This window comes from uncultured Adlercreutzia sp. (assembly GCF_958431955.1).
Taxonomy (GTDB): Bacteria; Actinomycetota; Coriobacteriia; order Coriobacteriales; family Eggerthellaceae; genus Adlercreutzia.
This window is the reverse complement of the sequence record NZ_CAUASN010000013.1, coordinates 29556-44351: the sequence shown is the minus strand read 5'-3', so window position 1 is coordinate 44351 and position 14796 is coordinate 29556. Positions and strand designations below refer to the sequence as shown.

14 protein-coding genes and 1 riboswitch are annotated in these 14796 nt (G+C 64.4%); of the genes, 8 read left to right on the top strand and 6 right to left on the bottom strand.

Annotated elements, in window-relative coordinates; all coding sequences use genetic code 11:
- Positions 1-283 precede the first annotated feature (283 nt).
- Together Q5064_RS05735 and Q5064_RS05730 are read left to right on the top strand one after the other, a co-directional pair.
- Positions 284-916, top strand: a complete 633-nt coding sequence (locus tag Q5064_RS05735) for a hypothetical protein (RefSeq protein ID WP_302962958.1) — start codon at positions 284-286, stop codon at positions 914-916.
- Positions 888-1616: a hypothetical protein gene (locus tag Q5064_RS05730; protein WP_302962957.1), complete on the top strand. Its 729-nt coding sequence runs from the start codon at positions 888-890 to the stop codon at positions 1614-1616. Before Q5064_RS05735 ends, Q5064_RS05730 begins: the two co-directional genes overlap by 29 nt.
- Positions 1617-1710: 94 nt before the next feature.
- Here Q5064_RS05730 and Q5064_RS05725 read toward each other — a convergent pair whose 3' ends face one another.
- Positions 1711-2169 (bottom strand): zinc ribbon domain-containing protein, encoded by a 459-nt coding sequence (locus tag Q5064_RS05725; protein WP_302962956.1) that lies wholly within the window; start codon positions 2167-2169, stop codon positions 1711-1713.
- Positions 2170-2419: 250 nt separating this feature from the next.
- Here Q5064_RS05725 and Q5064_RS05720 point away from each other — a divergent pair, with 250 nt between their 5' ends.
- From Q5064_RS05720 to Q5064_RS05705, 4 genes are all read left to right on the top strand, one after another.
- Positions 2420-2860, top strand: coding sequence for a GNAT family N-acetyltransferase (locus Q5064_RS05720; protein WP_302962955.1), 441 nt, complete (start codon positions 2420-2422; stop codon positions 2858-2860).
- A gap of 65 nt (positions 2861-2925) precedes the next feature.
- Positions 2926-3903 (top strand): peptide-methionine (R)-S-oxide reductase MsrB, encoded by a 978-nt coding sequence (msrB, locus tag Q5064_RS05715; protein ID WP_302962954.1) that lies wholly within the window; start codon positions 2926-2928, stop codon positions 3901-3903.
- A gap of 145 nt (positions 3904-4048) precedes the next feature.
- Positions 4049-4579: an adenine phosphoribosyltransferase gene (locus Q5064_RS05710; RefSeq protein ID WP_302962953.1), complete on the top strand. Its 531-nt coding sequence runs from the start codon at positions 4049-4051 to the stop codon at positions 4577-4579.
- Positions 4580-4734: 155 nt separating this feature from the next.
- On the top strand, positions 4735-5043 hold the full coding sequence (locus tag Q5064_RS05705; RefSeq protein WP_289636259.1) for a ubiquinone biosynthesis protein COQ7: 309 nt from the start codon (positions 4735-4737) through the stop codon (positions 5041-5043).
- Between the two features lie 130 nt (positions 5044-5173).
- Here the strand turns inward: Q5064_RS05705 and Q5064_RS05700 are convergent, their stop codons facing one another.
- From Q5064_RS05700 to Q5064_RS05680, 5 genes are all read right to left on the bottom strand, one after another.
- Complete coding sequence (locus Q5064_RS05700) at positions 5174-6640, bottom strand: APC family permease (protein ID WP_302962950.1); 1467 nt, start codon at positions 6638-6640, stop codon at positions 5174-5176.
- Positions 6641-6899: 259 nt separating this feature from the next.
- Positions 6900-7475 (bottom strand): hypothetical protein, encoded by a 576-nt coding sequence (locus Q5064_RS05695; protein WP_302962948.1) that lies wholly within the window; start codon positions 7473-7475, stop codon positions 6900-6902.
- Between the two features lie 231 nt (positions 7476-7706).
- Positions 7707-9644, bottom strand: a complete 1938-nt coding sequence (locus tag Q5064_RS05690) for a fructose-1,6-bisphosphatase (protein WP_302962947.1) — start codon at positions 9642-9644, stop codon at positions 7707-7709.
- Between the two features lie 323 nt (positions 9645-9967).
- Positions 9968-11731 (bottom strand): bifunctional aspartate transaminase/aspartate 4-decarboxylase, encoded by a 1764-nt coding sequence (locus Q5064_RS05685; protein WP_302962946.1) that lies wholly within the window; start codon positions 11729-11731, stop codon positions 9968-9970.
- Positions 11732-11826: 95 nt separating this feature from the next.
- Entirely contained in the window at positions 11827-12477 is a 651-nt protein-coding gene (locus tag Q5064_RS05680) for a hypothetical protein (protein ID WP_302962944.1), read from the bottom strand.
- Positions 12478-12673: 196 nt separating this feature from the next.
- A riboswitch (ZMP/ZTP riboswitch) is annotated at positions 12674-12756 on the top strand.
- Between the two features lie 127 nt (positions 12757-12883).
- On the opposite strand from Q5064_RS05680, the gene Q5064_RS05675 reads away from it, so the two are divergent.
- Complete coding sequence (locus Q5064_RS05675; RefSeq protein ID WP_302962942.1) at positions 12884-13519, top strand: IMP cyclohydrolase; 636 nt, start codon at positions 12884-12886, stop codon at positions 13517-13519.
- Between the two features lie 10 nt (positions 13520-13529).
- Positions 13530-14708: a phosphoribosylaminoimidazolecarboxamide formyltransferase gene (locus tag Q5064_RS05670; RefSeq protein WP_302962940.1), complete on the top strand. Its 1179-nt coding sequence runs from the start codon at positions 13530-13532 to the stop codon at positions 14706-14708.
- Positions 14709-14796 lie beyond the last annotated feature (88 nt).

Genomic DNA, 14796 nt, shown 5'->3' with positions numbered 1-14796 from the left:
GAAACTTGTTGCATGAATATCTTAGAGTTGCGGTCATCTTTTGCATCGCAGTGTTTCCCCACTTGCAACAAAGCGGTTACCCTCACTGGCCCCGCAACCCCGACCAACGGCAAGGTCGCGGCTGCCGGCATCTGGGACTTCATGGCGATGAGGGAGCGATAGGGTTGGTTTTACATAATTAGTAATTTAAGATACTATTTATGGCGTGATTACCCGTGGGAACATACCGGGCTACTTGTCGGTGGCGGATGCGGCCCAACGACTCGGCGTGGGCAGCCATCGTGTGTACGAGCTCATCAAGAGCGGCATGGTGGACGCCCAGAAGGTCTCCGAGCGCACAACTCTCGTCGAGGCAACCTCGCTTCTCCGATATCAGGCTTTCGGTCGGAAAGCCGGACGTCCCTTCGGCCCCTCCATGGCCATGGGTATCCTTTGGATGCTCTCGGGCGCTGAGGCTTTCTGGCTCAGCTACCATCAGAAGAGGCGGGCGACTCAGGCCCTTGAGGAAGTTTCTGCGGAAGGCTTGGCGGCAAAGTGCCGCAGGCGTGCGCAGGTGGTGTGCTTGCGCATCGACGATTCTTTTGTCGACGAGGCGATGTCCATGGTGCGACCATCGGGGCTGAGTGCACTCGACTTCTATGATTTCGATTTGGTTTTATCGAAAAACATTCACGAAGGCTATATCGACGCAGTAGAGTTGAGCCGACTCAGAGCGCGCTGCTTTGCCGAAAGTGATTCTCGTGGCAATTTCATCTTGCATGTAGCTGAGGGAAGTTGTCTGAAAGAGATGTCGCCGATGCCCGAGGCGGTTGTTGCGCTCGATTTGGCGGAATCTCTTGATATTCGGACAAGGCGTGCGGGACTCGAAAGACTGGAGGGGCTCATCGATGGAAGGAAAAACGGTTTATATCGATGAGGGTCTCCCTCCGTGGGATACCGTTTGCTCCATTGCAAAGACGATCAAATCCGATAGCTGGGTCCTCGTTGGGGGTCTCATGGTGCAAACGCATGCGCTTCTTGCTGGGAAAACGTCGCGAAGCACCAAGGACGTGGACATGCTTATCAACCTTATGACTGCCGGTGCGAGCGTCTCGGCTTTGGTACGAAGGCTCGAAGGGCTCGGGTTTGCGATTCAGGAGCCGGGGTTGCGAGGCGGTCCGTTCCATCGAATGAAAACCGAAGACAGGGTCGTCGACATCCTTGTGGCCGATCATCTCCCCTCACGTAGGCAGGCGCAGGCGAAACTGCAGCGTTGGCCGATGATGGAGATTCCCGGAGGCGCTCAGGCCCTTGATCGGAGAATTCCCGTTGAAGTGCATTATGGGCAACAGCGCTGCGAAATTGCCGTGCCCAATTTGCTCGGGGCGATCGTGCTCAAGGCTGCGGCTTTCCAAACCGATAGACGTGATCGCGAACGCCATCTGCAGGATGCAGCGCTTCTCTGCGCCTGTGTAGGAGATGTTCGGACTATGAGGATGCAGATGAGGGGCTCCGACAGTAAGAGGCTCCTTCGGGTGTGGGAAGCGCTGGACGATCCGAACCATCAGGCGTGGTTGATGCTTGCTCCTGAAGACGGGGCGCACGGCAGGGACGTTCTGCGCATCTTGTCGCATTAGGGCGGCATATATTTCAGAACCGCCCTCATGCGATAGGGAAATATGGAGCGGAGTAAAGCGGGGCTTGAGGCTCCGCACAGTTGCCCGCTGCTTCCTATGAGCGCCAGCGTTTCAGTTGGGGAAGGACGGCCCCGAGGAGGGAGACGGCTTCGTCCAGGGTGGCAAAGGAACCGGATTCCACCATGTACGGGGCGCAGCGCTCGATCATCTCCTCCATGGTCTCGTCCGGGTCCACGATCTTGCCATCTTCCATGCACCATTTGCACCAGTCGGCCTCGGTGGTTCCGTCGGCTGCGTGGGCCCGGTCGCCGTCCTGGGCCAGGAACATGCCGCAGCTTTGGCAGAAGGTGCCCTCGGGCGGCAGTTCGATCAGCGCCGTGACAGGAACGCCCAGGGTGACGGCCAGCAGCTTGAGCATATCGACGCTCGGCTCTGTCTTGCCCGTCTCCCAGCGCGAGACGGCCTGGCGGGTGACGTAGAGCTTCTCGGCCAGCTGCTGTTGAGTGAGCCCGGCGCGTTCGCGCAGCTCGGGCAGGGTGTCTTTCAGGGGCATGGCAGTCTCCTTCTCTGAAGGTGTGGTGGGTCTTTTGAGCTCCTTCATTCAACCATGGAACCTGCGTCCCGTAAAGCAACGCGCTGTTGCCCTTCGCTGCCGCGGCGCGCGGGCAACTCCCGCTGTGCTCGTGCCGTATAATGGTCGGCACGCGAAAAGTTGGGCGCAACAGAGACGACGCGGCGCGAAGACGCGGAGTTGCATGAGGGTTGCAAGGGCGCGGAAAACCGCAATGGGCAAGGAGGCTGGCATGGAATTGACCGTCAAGCGTTTCGACGAGCTGAGCTTGGACGAGTATCACGAGGTGCTGAAGCTGCGCTGCGCGGTGTTCGTCGTGGAGCAGGAGAGCCCCTACCAGGAGGTAGATGACGCCGACAAGGAGGCGCTGCATTTGTGGCTGCGCGACGAGGACGGCGCGCTTGCGGCCTATGCCCGGGTGCTGCCGGCCGGCGTGACCCACGAGACTCCCTCCATCGGGCGCGTTATCGCCGTGAACCGCGGCACCGGCGCGGGGCGTCGCATCATGGAAGAAGCCATCCGCGTGGCTCAGGACGAACTGGACGCCGACGTCATCACCATCGAGGCTCAGGTGCAGGCCCGCGGCTTCTACGAGAAGCTCGGTTTCGCGCAGACCTCCGACGAGTTCGACGACGGCGGCATTCCCCATATCGAGATGCGCCTGACGCGCTAACCTATCCTGCCGGGGCGGCCCGGGACATGTTGGGGACGGACGTTACGGGCGAGAAGGGAGATGCCATGAACCAGCGCGAGATATACTTGGCCGGAGGCTGCTTTTGGGGCACCGAGGCCTACCTGAAGCGCATTCCCGGCGTTCTGGAAACCGAGGTCGGTTACGCGAACAGCACCGTGGCCGAGCCCAGCTACGAGGAGGTGTGCTCCGGCGAGACGAACGCGGCCGAGGCTGTGCGCGTTACCTACGATGCCGACGTGCTGCCGCTGCCTCTGCTTCTGGCGGCCTACCTGCGCACGGTGGACCCCTTCTCGCTGAACCGCCAGGGCAACGACCGCGGCACCCAGTACCGTACAGGCATCTACTGGACCGACGACGCAGACCGGACCGCCGTGATCTCGGCGCTGGTGAGTCTCGCGCGCACGAGCGGCAAGAACCCGCGCATCGAGGCGGCCCCACTCGCCAACTTCTCTCCCGCCGAGGCCTATCACCAAGACTACTTAGGCCGCAATCCCTTCGGCTACTGCCACGTGAACCTCGCCGACGCCCGTGTTTTCGTGGAAGAGCACGCCGCGGACTTCGCCATTGCCGACCGGGGTTATACACGGCCCTCCGACGAGGAGATACGCGACTCACTGACGCCCGAGGCCTTCGAGGTGACCCAAAAAGCGGCCACAGACAGGCCCCATACGCACCCCTACGACCAGCAGTTCGAGGACGGCATCTACGTGGACGTGGCCACCGGCGAGCCGCTGTTCAGCGCACGGGACAAGTTCGATGCCGGCTGCGGCTGGCCGTCGTTCGCGCGTCCGCTGGCTGAAAGCGTCGTCAAAGAGTCGGTGGACGAGTCCATCTCCGGCATGCCCCGCGTGGAGGTGCGCAGCGCCGTCGGAGACAGCCATCTGGGCCACGTCTTCGCAGATGGGCCAGTTGAGCTGGGTGGCCAACGCTACTGCATAAACGGAAGCGCCCTCCGCTTCATTCCCGCCGACAAGCTAGAAGCCGAAGGCTACGGCTACCTGCGCGACATCTTATCTCGATAGATAAGGGCAACATGGGCAAGTTGGCGGTGTGCGCCGGCACCTCCTCGGGCGAAGCTTGCGTTACGGCTTGGTGGCCCGGTGCTCGGGATGCCGTCCGTGTGCGACAATGGGGAAGCTTCGATTGCGAATGAGAAAGGAAGCTTTCATGCGCCCCTACGAAGAGCTCATCGTGTCCATTCCCGACTATCCGAAGCCGGGCATCGTGTTCCAGGATCTTACGCCGGCCTTTGCGGACGGCGCGGCCTTTGCCGCCATGGCGGACGACCTGGCCGCGCACTTCGCCGACCGCGGCATCACCAAGGTGGTGGGCGCCGAGGCCCGCGGCTTCATCGTGGGCGCGGCGGTGGCCTTGCGCCTGGGGGCCGGCTTCGTACCGTGCCGCAAGCCGGGCAAGCTCCCGCGCACGACGCTGCGCGAGTCCTATGTGCTGGAGTACGGCACCGATGCGCTGGAAATCCACGCCGACGCCCTGACGCCCGACGATGTGGTGCTCATCGTGGACGACCTGGTGGCCACCGGCGGCACCACCACGGCCATGGTGCGCCTCGTGCGTGCGAGCGGCGCACATCTGGCGGGCCTCGGCTTCGTGATGGAGCTCGCCTTCCTGAATCCGCGGGACGTCATCGCCGAGGAAACCGACGCGGAGGTGTTCTCCCTCGTAGCAGTGGAGGGCTAGCCGCGAACGTAATCGGCGCGGTGACATAGGGTCAACGGCTCGATACACGATGACGGGACGGGTCAGCAAGTATCCGTGTGCTCCGATATCATGGCCGAGTCGAGGGCGGTGCCTTCCGCATCGCCTGGGCCCTGCGAGTTAAGGAGTGACGCATCATGGCAATTCTCTCGAACCCCTTCGTCATGGAAGTCCCGCGCAAGCTGACCGACCGCGAGTTGGCCAACGCCATCCGCCAAGATCTGGTGGGCGAGCTGGAGGCCATCCACGAGTACGACGCGCATATTCAGGCGACCGACAATAAGGACGCCATCAAGGTGCTCTCCGACATCCGCGACGAGGAGCGCGAGCACATGGGCGAGCTCATGGAGCTGCTGGAGCGCCTCTGCCCCGACGAGCGCGGGTTGAACGACGAGGGCCGCGAGGAAGTGCGCGAGCTGCTCGGCGACAAGAAGAAGAGCAAGTAGGCGGAACTTCGCCCCAAATGAGAACGCGGCGCCTGTCGGATCTCCCGGCAGGCGCCGCTTCGCATTGGGGCCGCGTTCGTTGGTCGAAGGCGTGGCACTCGGCCTGCGGGTACTCGCTCGGTGCGTCCTGCTAGCCCAGAAACAGCAGGTTCAGCGCCACGTTCAGCACGAACAGCCCTGCTACGATGAGGGCGAACAGGCCGATGCGGCGCGTGTCTCCCACGGCAAGGCCCGTGCGCGGGTCGACGGGGTGAGCGGTCGGGTCGTCCACGGAAAGGCCGCCGTACGCTTTCTTGAAGATGACGTAGGCCACCACGCCCGAGGCGAGGAACAGCACGGTGGCGAAGAAGCCGCCCACCGGGTTCAGGCACAGTGTGAAGGTGGCGATGCCGAAGGCCAGCGCCGCGTACAGCCGCACCCCCACCTTGCCGCCGCCGATGACGAACATATCGGCCGGGCGCGCCTCAACGGGGTACATCTTGCGCAGGCGCATGACGATGAACCCGAGGAACATGTAGCGGGCCAGGATGAAGATGATGTTCATCTCGATGATCGTGGTGAAGTCGAACTGCGAGAAGACAAGCGACGAGATGGCGATGGTGAGCACGCCCACGTACGGGCTGCGGCCCGACTTGTCCACCTTGCGGATGAACTTGGGGAACAGGTTGTCCTCCGAGAGCACCCAGAAGCTGCGCGAGCCGCTTGCCAGGTAGGTGTTGTAGATGGTGCACTGGCTCATGATGGCGATGACGAGGAACAGCACCACGCCCGAGTGCCCCAGCACCGCCGAGAAGATGGTGCCGTAGCCGAGCACGTCGGACGAGAACCCGCCGTCGATGCCCCACTGAGTCCAGGAGCCGGCCGGGTAGGCCGCCAGGCACGCGAGGGTGGGCAGCACGTAGGACAGCGCGATGAGCGGCAGGGCGATGCGGAAGCCCTTCGCCACGTTATGGGACGAATCCTCGTATTCCCCCGACATGGCGGCGATGCACTCGTAGCCGCAGTACATCCAGATGCCGATGGACAGCGAGTCCACCAAGCAGCCCATGGGAGACTCCGGCGTGGCGAAGATGGGGTCGAAGGGGTTCGTCTGCCAGTTGACGAGCCCGAAGACCACGGCCATGCCGAACACGATGAGGATGAGCACCGAGAAGAACGAGCTGATGCGCTCCACCTCGATGAGCCCCACGAGGTTCACCACGGTAAAACAGCCCACCACCAGAAGCTTCACCACGAAGGTGCCCTCGGCGTCGAGCGAGAGCAGCTGCGAGGTATAGCCGCCCACCATGGCGATGTAGGCGCCCGAGGAGATGTAGGTGTCCATGGAGGTCCACCAGCCGGCCTGAAAGCCCCAGAACTCCCCGAAGGTCTCCTTGGCCCAGGCGTAGATGCCCCCCTCCCGCGGCAGGATGGCGTTGGCCTCGGCCACGAGCCGACTGATGGGGCGCGCCCACACGAAGGGCAGCACGATGAGGATGATGAGCGTAAGGCCCGGGCCCGCGGCGGGGATGATCTCCTCGATGCCGAAGGCGCCGGCCGACACGAGGCAGAACAGCATGAAGGCGATGCCGAGCGCGCTGATGTTGGTCTTCCGCAAGTTGCCGATAGACCCCTCGGGAGGGGTTGGCGGAAAAAGATCCTGCTCCCTCTCGGGAAGCGTGTCATGGGAGGACATGGGCGCGAACCACCCCCTTGCAAGGCTCGGCAACAGATGCGTCTCGAAGTGTAGCCGAAACTCCCCCTCGGGGGCGGGGGACTTTCGCGGCGACGGCAAGCGGGGCGCGCGGGGCGGTTGGGGTCGCCGCGGTGCGCAGACGCTCCCTGCAGGTCGCGCGCCGCGCTTGCGGACGTGGCGGTTAGGGGATGGTGGCGAGTATGGTGTCGTTGATGGCGAAGGCCGTCGGGCTCGGCGAGGCCGGGCGCGTGAGCGGCAGCCCCTTCTCCCCGAGGAAGCCCTCGTAGAAGAGCTCTTCCCCGGCGAAGAGGTAATCCGCGTCGATGTCCTCCATGCGGCGTCCGAGCAGCACGGTGCGGAAGCTCTGGTCGAGGAAGGCCCCGATGAGCTCCTCGGCCGCCTCGACGCCCTCGACGGCCAGCGCGCTGAAGGGGACAGGCTCGCCGCCGGGCTCGCCGGCCCGCAGCAGGTAGAGCTTTTCAGCCGAGCAGGCGTAATCGATGCGCAGCGTGCAATCCTCGGGGAATCCGAGGGCGCGCCGCACGGCCTTCTCGTCGGCAGAGGGGTGCTCGGGGTGCATGATAAGCGTACCGAAGTACACGGCCAGGCTGAAGCGGACGGTGCCCGCGGCGCCGTCTTCCGCTTTCCACCCGCTGGCGCCGAGGTGGTTCCCGACGCGGTCGAGCAGAAGCTGCACCTGGGGGCACTCCGGCGGCACGACGAAGTAGGGGCGGTTGAAGATATCGTTATAGCTCATGGCTCCTCCCGAGGTTGTGGGGTGCGGTAGCGGGAAGGTGCCGCGGGCCCGCGGCTTGGTTTTCCAGTGGCTTCCACCTTAGCGCACGACGCTGGCGAAAGAAATAGTCCCTTTAGTCGCATTTCGGAAAATTTCCCGTCAGGGGAGCAGAAGGCCCCCGCCTGCCGGCGAGGGCCATCGGAGTTGGGAGTGCGGGATGCACGACGCCGAACGCGTGGCGTGGGAAGGTTCCTAGCGCTCCTCGGCGATGAGCCCGCTCTCGTAGGCGGCGATGAGGCGCGCAAGCTGCACGGCCCGCTCGCGCAGGACCGCGCCCGTGTCGGTGTCGGCCACGGTGCGCGGCTCGTCGTAGCGCTCGACGGGCCGCCGGGTGGCGATAATGTCGGCGTTGTCGCGCACGGCTGCCTCGCGGGAGGGCAGGGGCGTGTTCGCATCCAAGAACAGCCCCTCGGCGTTCGACACGAGGGTGTAGCCGGCAAGCCCCGTCGTCTTCTGGTAGGCCGCCGAGAAGCCGCCGTCGATGCAAATGACGCGGCCGTTCGCCTTCACCGGATCCTCGCCGTCCTTCGCCTTCACGGGCACGTGCCCGCAGATGATGCGCGAGCTGTCCGGGTCCATGCCGAAGTCGCGGAAGATGCCGTCGACGACCTCGGGGGTATCGAGCAGCGTGTAGAAGGGGTTCTTCACTTCCTTGCGGGCGGCCTTGTCGGCGATGAGGTACAGCTCGAAGGTGGCCATCTTGCTCTTCGCGAAGAGCGGCGAGCCGGGGCCGAGCCACAGGTACCACAGCATGTCGAGCCCGCGCTTGCGCTCGGCCTCGTCGGTGGCGAGGAAGGCGGCGCGCACGGAGGCGTCCACCATGTCGTAGAGGCTCTTGCCGCGGTAGGTCTCGCCGAACAGGGTCACCTCCAGAAGTGAGCCGTCGGCGGCCAGGGGCACGCAGGCGTGCAGCATGAGGTTGCCGTTCTCCACCTTGTACAGGCTGCCGCGGGTGAGGAAGAAGTCCACATGGCGGCGTAGGCGCTCGCAGCCCGCGAAGGCCGCGCACAAGTGCTCGATCACCGCGCGCTCGCCCTCGGTCAGGCGGTAGGGGTCGTCCCAGTCCACCGTGGGGAAGTTCGTGTCGAGGACCTCGTATTCCACGCCGTCTACCACCACGGTGCCGTGCTCGCGGTCGATGAGGTGCAGCAGGTTGCGGTCGTCCAGGCCGAAGGAGGGGTTCTCGGCGATGAGGGCCGCCTCCACCTTGAACTGGATGACGGCCATGGCCTTCTGGATCTTCTCGGTGAGCGCCGTCTCGGCGGCGGAAAGACCGGGGTTGCCCTTCAGGGCGAAGGCGGCGCAGGGGTCGTCGGCGTAGGCCTCGGCGGCGAAGGAGGCCAGGGGGCGCAGATTGATGCCGTAGTCGTCCTCCAGAATGGAGAGGTTGCCGTATCGAGCGCAGATGCGCACGACGTTCGCCACGCTGCCGGGCTGGCCCAGGGCCGCGCCCATCCACAGGATGTCGTGGTTGCCCCACTGCACGTCCACGTTCGGGCAGGCGAGAAGCTCGTCCATGATGGCGGCCGGCGCGGGTCCGCGGTCGTACACGTCGCCCACGAGGTGCAGCTGGTCCACCACCAAATGCTGGGTCAGCTCGCCGAGCACCTCGGCGAGCGCGATGCCGGCCCCGCTGCCCACGGCGCCCTCGATGATCGCCCGGGCGCAGGGGCGCTTGGCCGGGCCGTGGGTGGCCAGCAGCTCTCCGGTGACGGCGGCGAAGTCCTCGGGAACAAGCGCGCCGACCTCCACGAGTAGATGCCGCTCGGCTGCCGCCCGCGCCATGGCGGCCAGTCGCTCGATAAGCTCGGCGAGCGCCTCCTCGCCGGCATCTTCCAAAACCAGCTCGGCCTTCTCGGCCGGATAGCATACGGCCGTTGCCAGCTCGGCGCGCGCGTCGGCGGAGGCATCGGGGAAGACGACCGCCACGAGCTCGCGCACCGCACCCGAGCCGTTGCGCACCAGGTGGGAGAAGGCGTTGTACTCGCCGTGGATGTCCGAGGCGAACAGCTCCGTGCCGCGCGGCAGGGCGAGCGCCCCTTCCAGCAGGGCGATTTCCGTCGCTGCTTCCTCGGCTGTGGGATACAGCTCCGCCAGCGCTTCCAGACACGCCATCTCGCTTCTCTCCATGGATGCATCCTCCTCGGGAATGGCCCGCCGCCTTATGCGAGTCGGCAGCGGGCGGGCAAATCTCAATGGCGATTATTGTAGCCGAGGAGGCAGGCGCGTCCCGATTCAAGCGCGTTTAATGCGACAAATCACTTGATTGAGCGACATTGGCGACTCGAAATCGAGCGGTTTTTGCAAAAAATGTCGCTCGATCGACAGATTTGTCGCCACTGATGTCGTTCAATCGACCTTTTTGTCGCAGAAACCGCACTTCGGTCGGAAATAACTTCTCAGTTGGAAATGGCTCCTCAGTCGGAAGTGGCTCCTCGGTCGGAAATGGTTCCTCAGTCGGGACGGGCCGCCTTCCACGCCTGGGCGTACTCGTCCAGCATGGAGGCGATGCGCGTGCCGATGACGGCGTAATCCTCGGTATCCAGGTTCGCGAGCGACACGCGCACCGACCACTCGGGCGCGTCGAAGCCGGCGCCGTCCATGAGCACCACGCCGGTGTCCTGGGCCAGGCGCACCACGATGTCGAGCGAGTCGTAGTGCTCCTTCAGCCATGCGAAGAAGTCGGCCCCGTACAGGCGCGTCGCCCAAATCTCCAGATCGATGACCGAGTAGTAGCCGGCTCGCAGCGGGTCGGGCTCGAGAGTCCAGCCGAGGCTCTTCCACAGAAGATCGAGGCGCTTGGTCACGAGGCGCTGCATCTCGGCGCGGTAGGCGTCCTTCTCGTCCAGCAGGCAGTACAGGGCGAACAGGCTCATCATCACCTGCTGGGGCGTGCCGAGCCCGGCGGTGCCGTTCAAGGCCACAAGCCGCGAGTCGGCCACCATGCGGTCGGTGAACTTCACCGACTCGATGTGATCGGTCAGGCACGCGTATCGCTGGGCGATCTGCTGCTTCTTGTCGGCGGGTAGGGCGGCGATGAGGTCGTCGAAGGCGTTCTTCTGCGCGGTGGCAATGACGGCCAGGCGCCAGCCGGTGGCACCGAAGTACTTCGAGAAGGAGTACACGCTTGCGGTGTTGTAAGGCAGGTCGGCTAGAAGCGAGCGGTAGTGGGGCACGAAGGTGCCGTAGACGTCGTCGGTGATGATGAGCAGGTTCGGGTTCTTCTCGCGCACAATGGACACGAGCTTTTCGCGGGAGGCGTCGTCCATGGCCACCGAGGGCGGGTTCGAGGGGTTCACCAGGCACAGCAGCTTGATGGAGGGGTCGGCCAGCTTCTCCAGCTCCTCGTCGGGGTATTGCCAGGTGTGCAGCCCATCGGCGTTGCGAGTGGTGGCGTTGATGTAGGCGACCTTCAGGTCGTAGTCGTTCAGCGTGGGAATGTTCAGGTACGGCGTGAAGATGGGGGTCATAAGGGCGATGCGGTCGCCGGGGTTCACGAGGAAGTTGCACTTCAGGCAGTAGAACAAGTAGCACATGGCTGCTGTGCCGCCCTCGGTGGCGAACAGGTCGTAGGGAGCCTCGGGCGCTTGTCCATCGCCGATGGCCTTCACGAGGTAGCGGTTCACGATCTCCTGGGTGCAGGGCAGGATGCGGTCGGGGAAGGGGTACAAATCGCCCGAGATGCCGCTCGTCCACTCGTGTACGAACTCATCGGGTGCAAGGCCCTCGGCTTTCAGGTAGTCGTGGGCACGGCGCAGGAACTGGGCCGGCTTTTCGTCGCCGCGGGAGTCGAGGAAGGCGAGCAGACGCTCGGCGCAGCCCTCTTGAGCCGGCATGCCGGCCAGGTCGAAGGCGGGGATGGAAGCCGTGCGGCGGCCTTCCTCCATGGTGAACTGCCCGAGCAGGAAGAAAGCCTCGCGGGGCAATGTGTTGATCCAGTTCGGGTTGCCGCGGCCGGCGTTCAGCAGCGTGCGCGAGCTGTCCTCGGCGCCCTTCTTCGCGAAGGACGCGAGCAGGTTCTTCACCTCGAAGGGCGACATGGCGGCCAGGGATTCCTCCAGGGCATGCTCGTCGTTGGCGAGAATGGCCGCCTCGACGGCATCGTGGTTGGCTGCGGTGCGGGCGGCCGCCGAGGAAGCGGCGTGGGCAGTGGCGCGGGCGTCAGCGGTGGTCGCGGTGGTTGCAGCTGCACGGGCGGCAGCGGAATCGTTGGGCATAGGAGGCCCCTTTCTCGTAGGTTTTCCCGATGGTACGCCTCGTGGGGCGGCAGCTGCTCTCCCAGCAGTGCGTTTGTTGCGAGACTGTTCGCCCCTCAGTACTTCTCCCAGAGCCTCAGCTCCAGGTAGGAGGCGGTGACGCAGGCGGCGAACCCGATGACGATGAAGGCGAAGGCCACGTTGGCCGCCCGCGGGCTCAGATGCGAGAATCCCTCGCAGATAAGCGGGAACACGATCCACACGTAGAGCATGGCCGCCAGCCCGATGAAGAAGTCGTTCACGAGCCACGCCTGGCCGAACACGTTGCCCGGCAGCTGCGAGTTGTCCCAGAAGGGGTACTCGCCGGTGACGGGATCGGGTTGGTTCACCATCCAGCCGATGACGAGCTCGAGCACCATGGCGATGAGGATGGCGAGCACGAGCGACTCCAGAAAGGCGCCCCACAGCGTTTTGCGGCGCAGGACGAGACGCTCCTTCAAAGGCTCGATGAGCAGCGTCATGAACACGGCACCGAAGCCGTAGACCCAGTAGGGATGGTACCACGGGTCGGTCCACACGGCGTAGTCGGCATCCACGATGCCGAACAGGTGGTCCATCATCCAGCAGTAGGGCATCTCCAGCCAGTGCCCAATGATGCAGCACAGGCAGAAGGCCACGATGAGCGCGCGCCAGAACTGCCAGGTGCGCGGCGCGAAGTAGCCGATCTCGTCTTCCTCGGTCAGTTTTCTCATTCTCAGGAATGCCATGATGCTTCCTCGTTCGGATGTCCGTTGGTTCCAGAGTACCCCCGTCTGCCGAACGGCGGCGGCAACATCCCTCAGCCTTTGACTCACCGTTGCCCGCCCGTTGCCGAATGCGGCGTGCCGCGGGCGGCTGGTTTGGACGCACGAGGCGTTTTCGGTCGCAGGATCCGTCAAATCGTGGTACCCTGCGAGGCGAAGCTCAGCGTGCTGTGACTGACGGGCAAGCGTGGAAGACCACGGGGGAGCAGCGCGCGATTTCCGCCGACCGTCTGGGCAAGCCGACCTGCGCATCCGCGCGGCGTCGGCTTGCCCTTTTTCGTGGGCGGAATGCGGGGAAGTGCCGCAGGGAAGCGCGGGCCGCTGCAGGGGGCCGCGTGCTGCGGTCAGGTCAGAGAGAAAGGGAACGCGCATGCAAGATCTCGTCGAGCTGCTGAGGAGCAACCCCTATCCGGGGCGCGGCATCGTGGTGGGGAAGGACACCGTGTACTACTTCATCATGGGTCGCAGTCAGAACAGCCGCAACCGCATCTTCGCCACCGAGCCCGACGGCATCCGCACCGAGGCCCACGACCCGGCGCTGCTGGAAGACCCGAGCCTCATCATCTACCATCCAGTGCGCACTATGGGCGAGGCGCTCGTCGTCACCAACGGCGACCAGACCGACACCATCGTGGAGGCGGGCGATTTCCGCGCCGGCTGCATGGCCCGCGAGTACGAGCCCGATGCACCGAACTTCACCCCGCGCATCTCGGCCATCGTGAACCCCGACGGCACCTTCGAGATGTCCATTCTGAAGCACGGCGCGGATGATCGCTGCATCCGCGAGTTCTTCGCCTACGAGGGCGTGGACGAGGGCTGCGGCTACTTCATTAGCACCTACCAGGGCGACGGCAACCCGCTGCCCACCTTCGCCGGCGAGCCCATTCCCGTGAAGCTGCCGACCGCCGACGAGCTGTGGGCGGCCTTGAACGACGAGAACAAGGTGAGCCTGTACGCGAACGTGGCCGGCGAGGTCACCCTCTACAACAAGAACCTCGGGGATTAAGGAGAAACTCATGAACGAACTTGAGTTGAAGTACGGCTGCAATCCGAACCAGAAGCCCTCGCGCATCTATATGAAGGACGGCAGCGACCTGCCCATCCAGGTGCTGAACGGCAAGCCCGGCTACATCAACTTCCTCGACGCCTTCAATTCCTGGCAGCTCGTGAAGGAACTGAAGGAGGCCACGGGGCTTCCGGCGGCGGCGTCCTTCAAGCACGTGTCGCCGGCCGGTGCGGCGGTGGGACATCCGCTGACCGACACTGACCGTGCCATGTACTTCGTGGAAGAGGAGGGCGAGCTATCGCCCATCGCCTGCGCCTACATCCGCGCCCGCGGGGCCGATCGTCTGTGCTCCTACGGCGACTGGGCGGCGCTGTCGGACGTGTGCGACGCCGATGTGGCTCGCTACCTGGCGAAGGAGGTGTCCGACGGCATCATCGCGCCGGGGTATACCGACGAGGCGCTCGAGATTCTGAAGACCAAACGCAAGGGCTCCTTCAACGTGGTGCAGGTCGATCCAACCTATGTGCCGGCCGAGACCGAGCTGAAGGACGTGTTCGGCATCACCTTCGAGCAGGGCCACAACAACTTCGAGATCAACGAAGCGCTGCTGGAGAACGTGGTGACCGAGAACAAGGAGATTCCCGAGGCGGCCAAGATCGACATGATCGTGGCGCTCATCACATTGAAGTACACCCAGTCCAACTCCGTGTGCTACGTGAAGGACGGCCAGGCCATCGGCGTGGGCGCCGGCCAGCAGAGCCGTATCCACTGCACGCGCCTGGCGGGCAACAAGGCCGACAACTGGTGGCTGCGCCAGCATCCGCGCGTGCTCGCGCTGCCGTTCGTGGAGGGCATTCGCCGTCCCGACCGCGACAACGCCATCGACGTGTACATCTCCGACGAGTGGGAGGACGTGCTGGCCGACGGCGAGTGGCAGCGCGTGTTCACCGAGCGCCCCGAGCCGCTCACGCGCGAGGAGAAGAAGGCCTGGATCGCCCAGATGAGCGGCGTGACCGTGGGGTCGGATGCGTTCTTCCCCTTCGGCGACAACGTGGAGCGCGCCCGCAAGTCGGGGGTGGCCTACATCGCCGAGCCCGGCGGCTCCATCCGCGACGACAACGTCATCGAGGTGGCGAACAAGTACGGCATCGCCATGGCCTTCACCGGCATGCGCCTGTTCCACCACTAGGATTGAAACGATTCGACGGCTTAATGACCTTCCTTCGGGGAGGTCATTTCTTTTGTTACACTGGGTGCATCGTGGAAGGGAGGTCGGT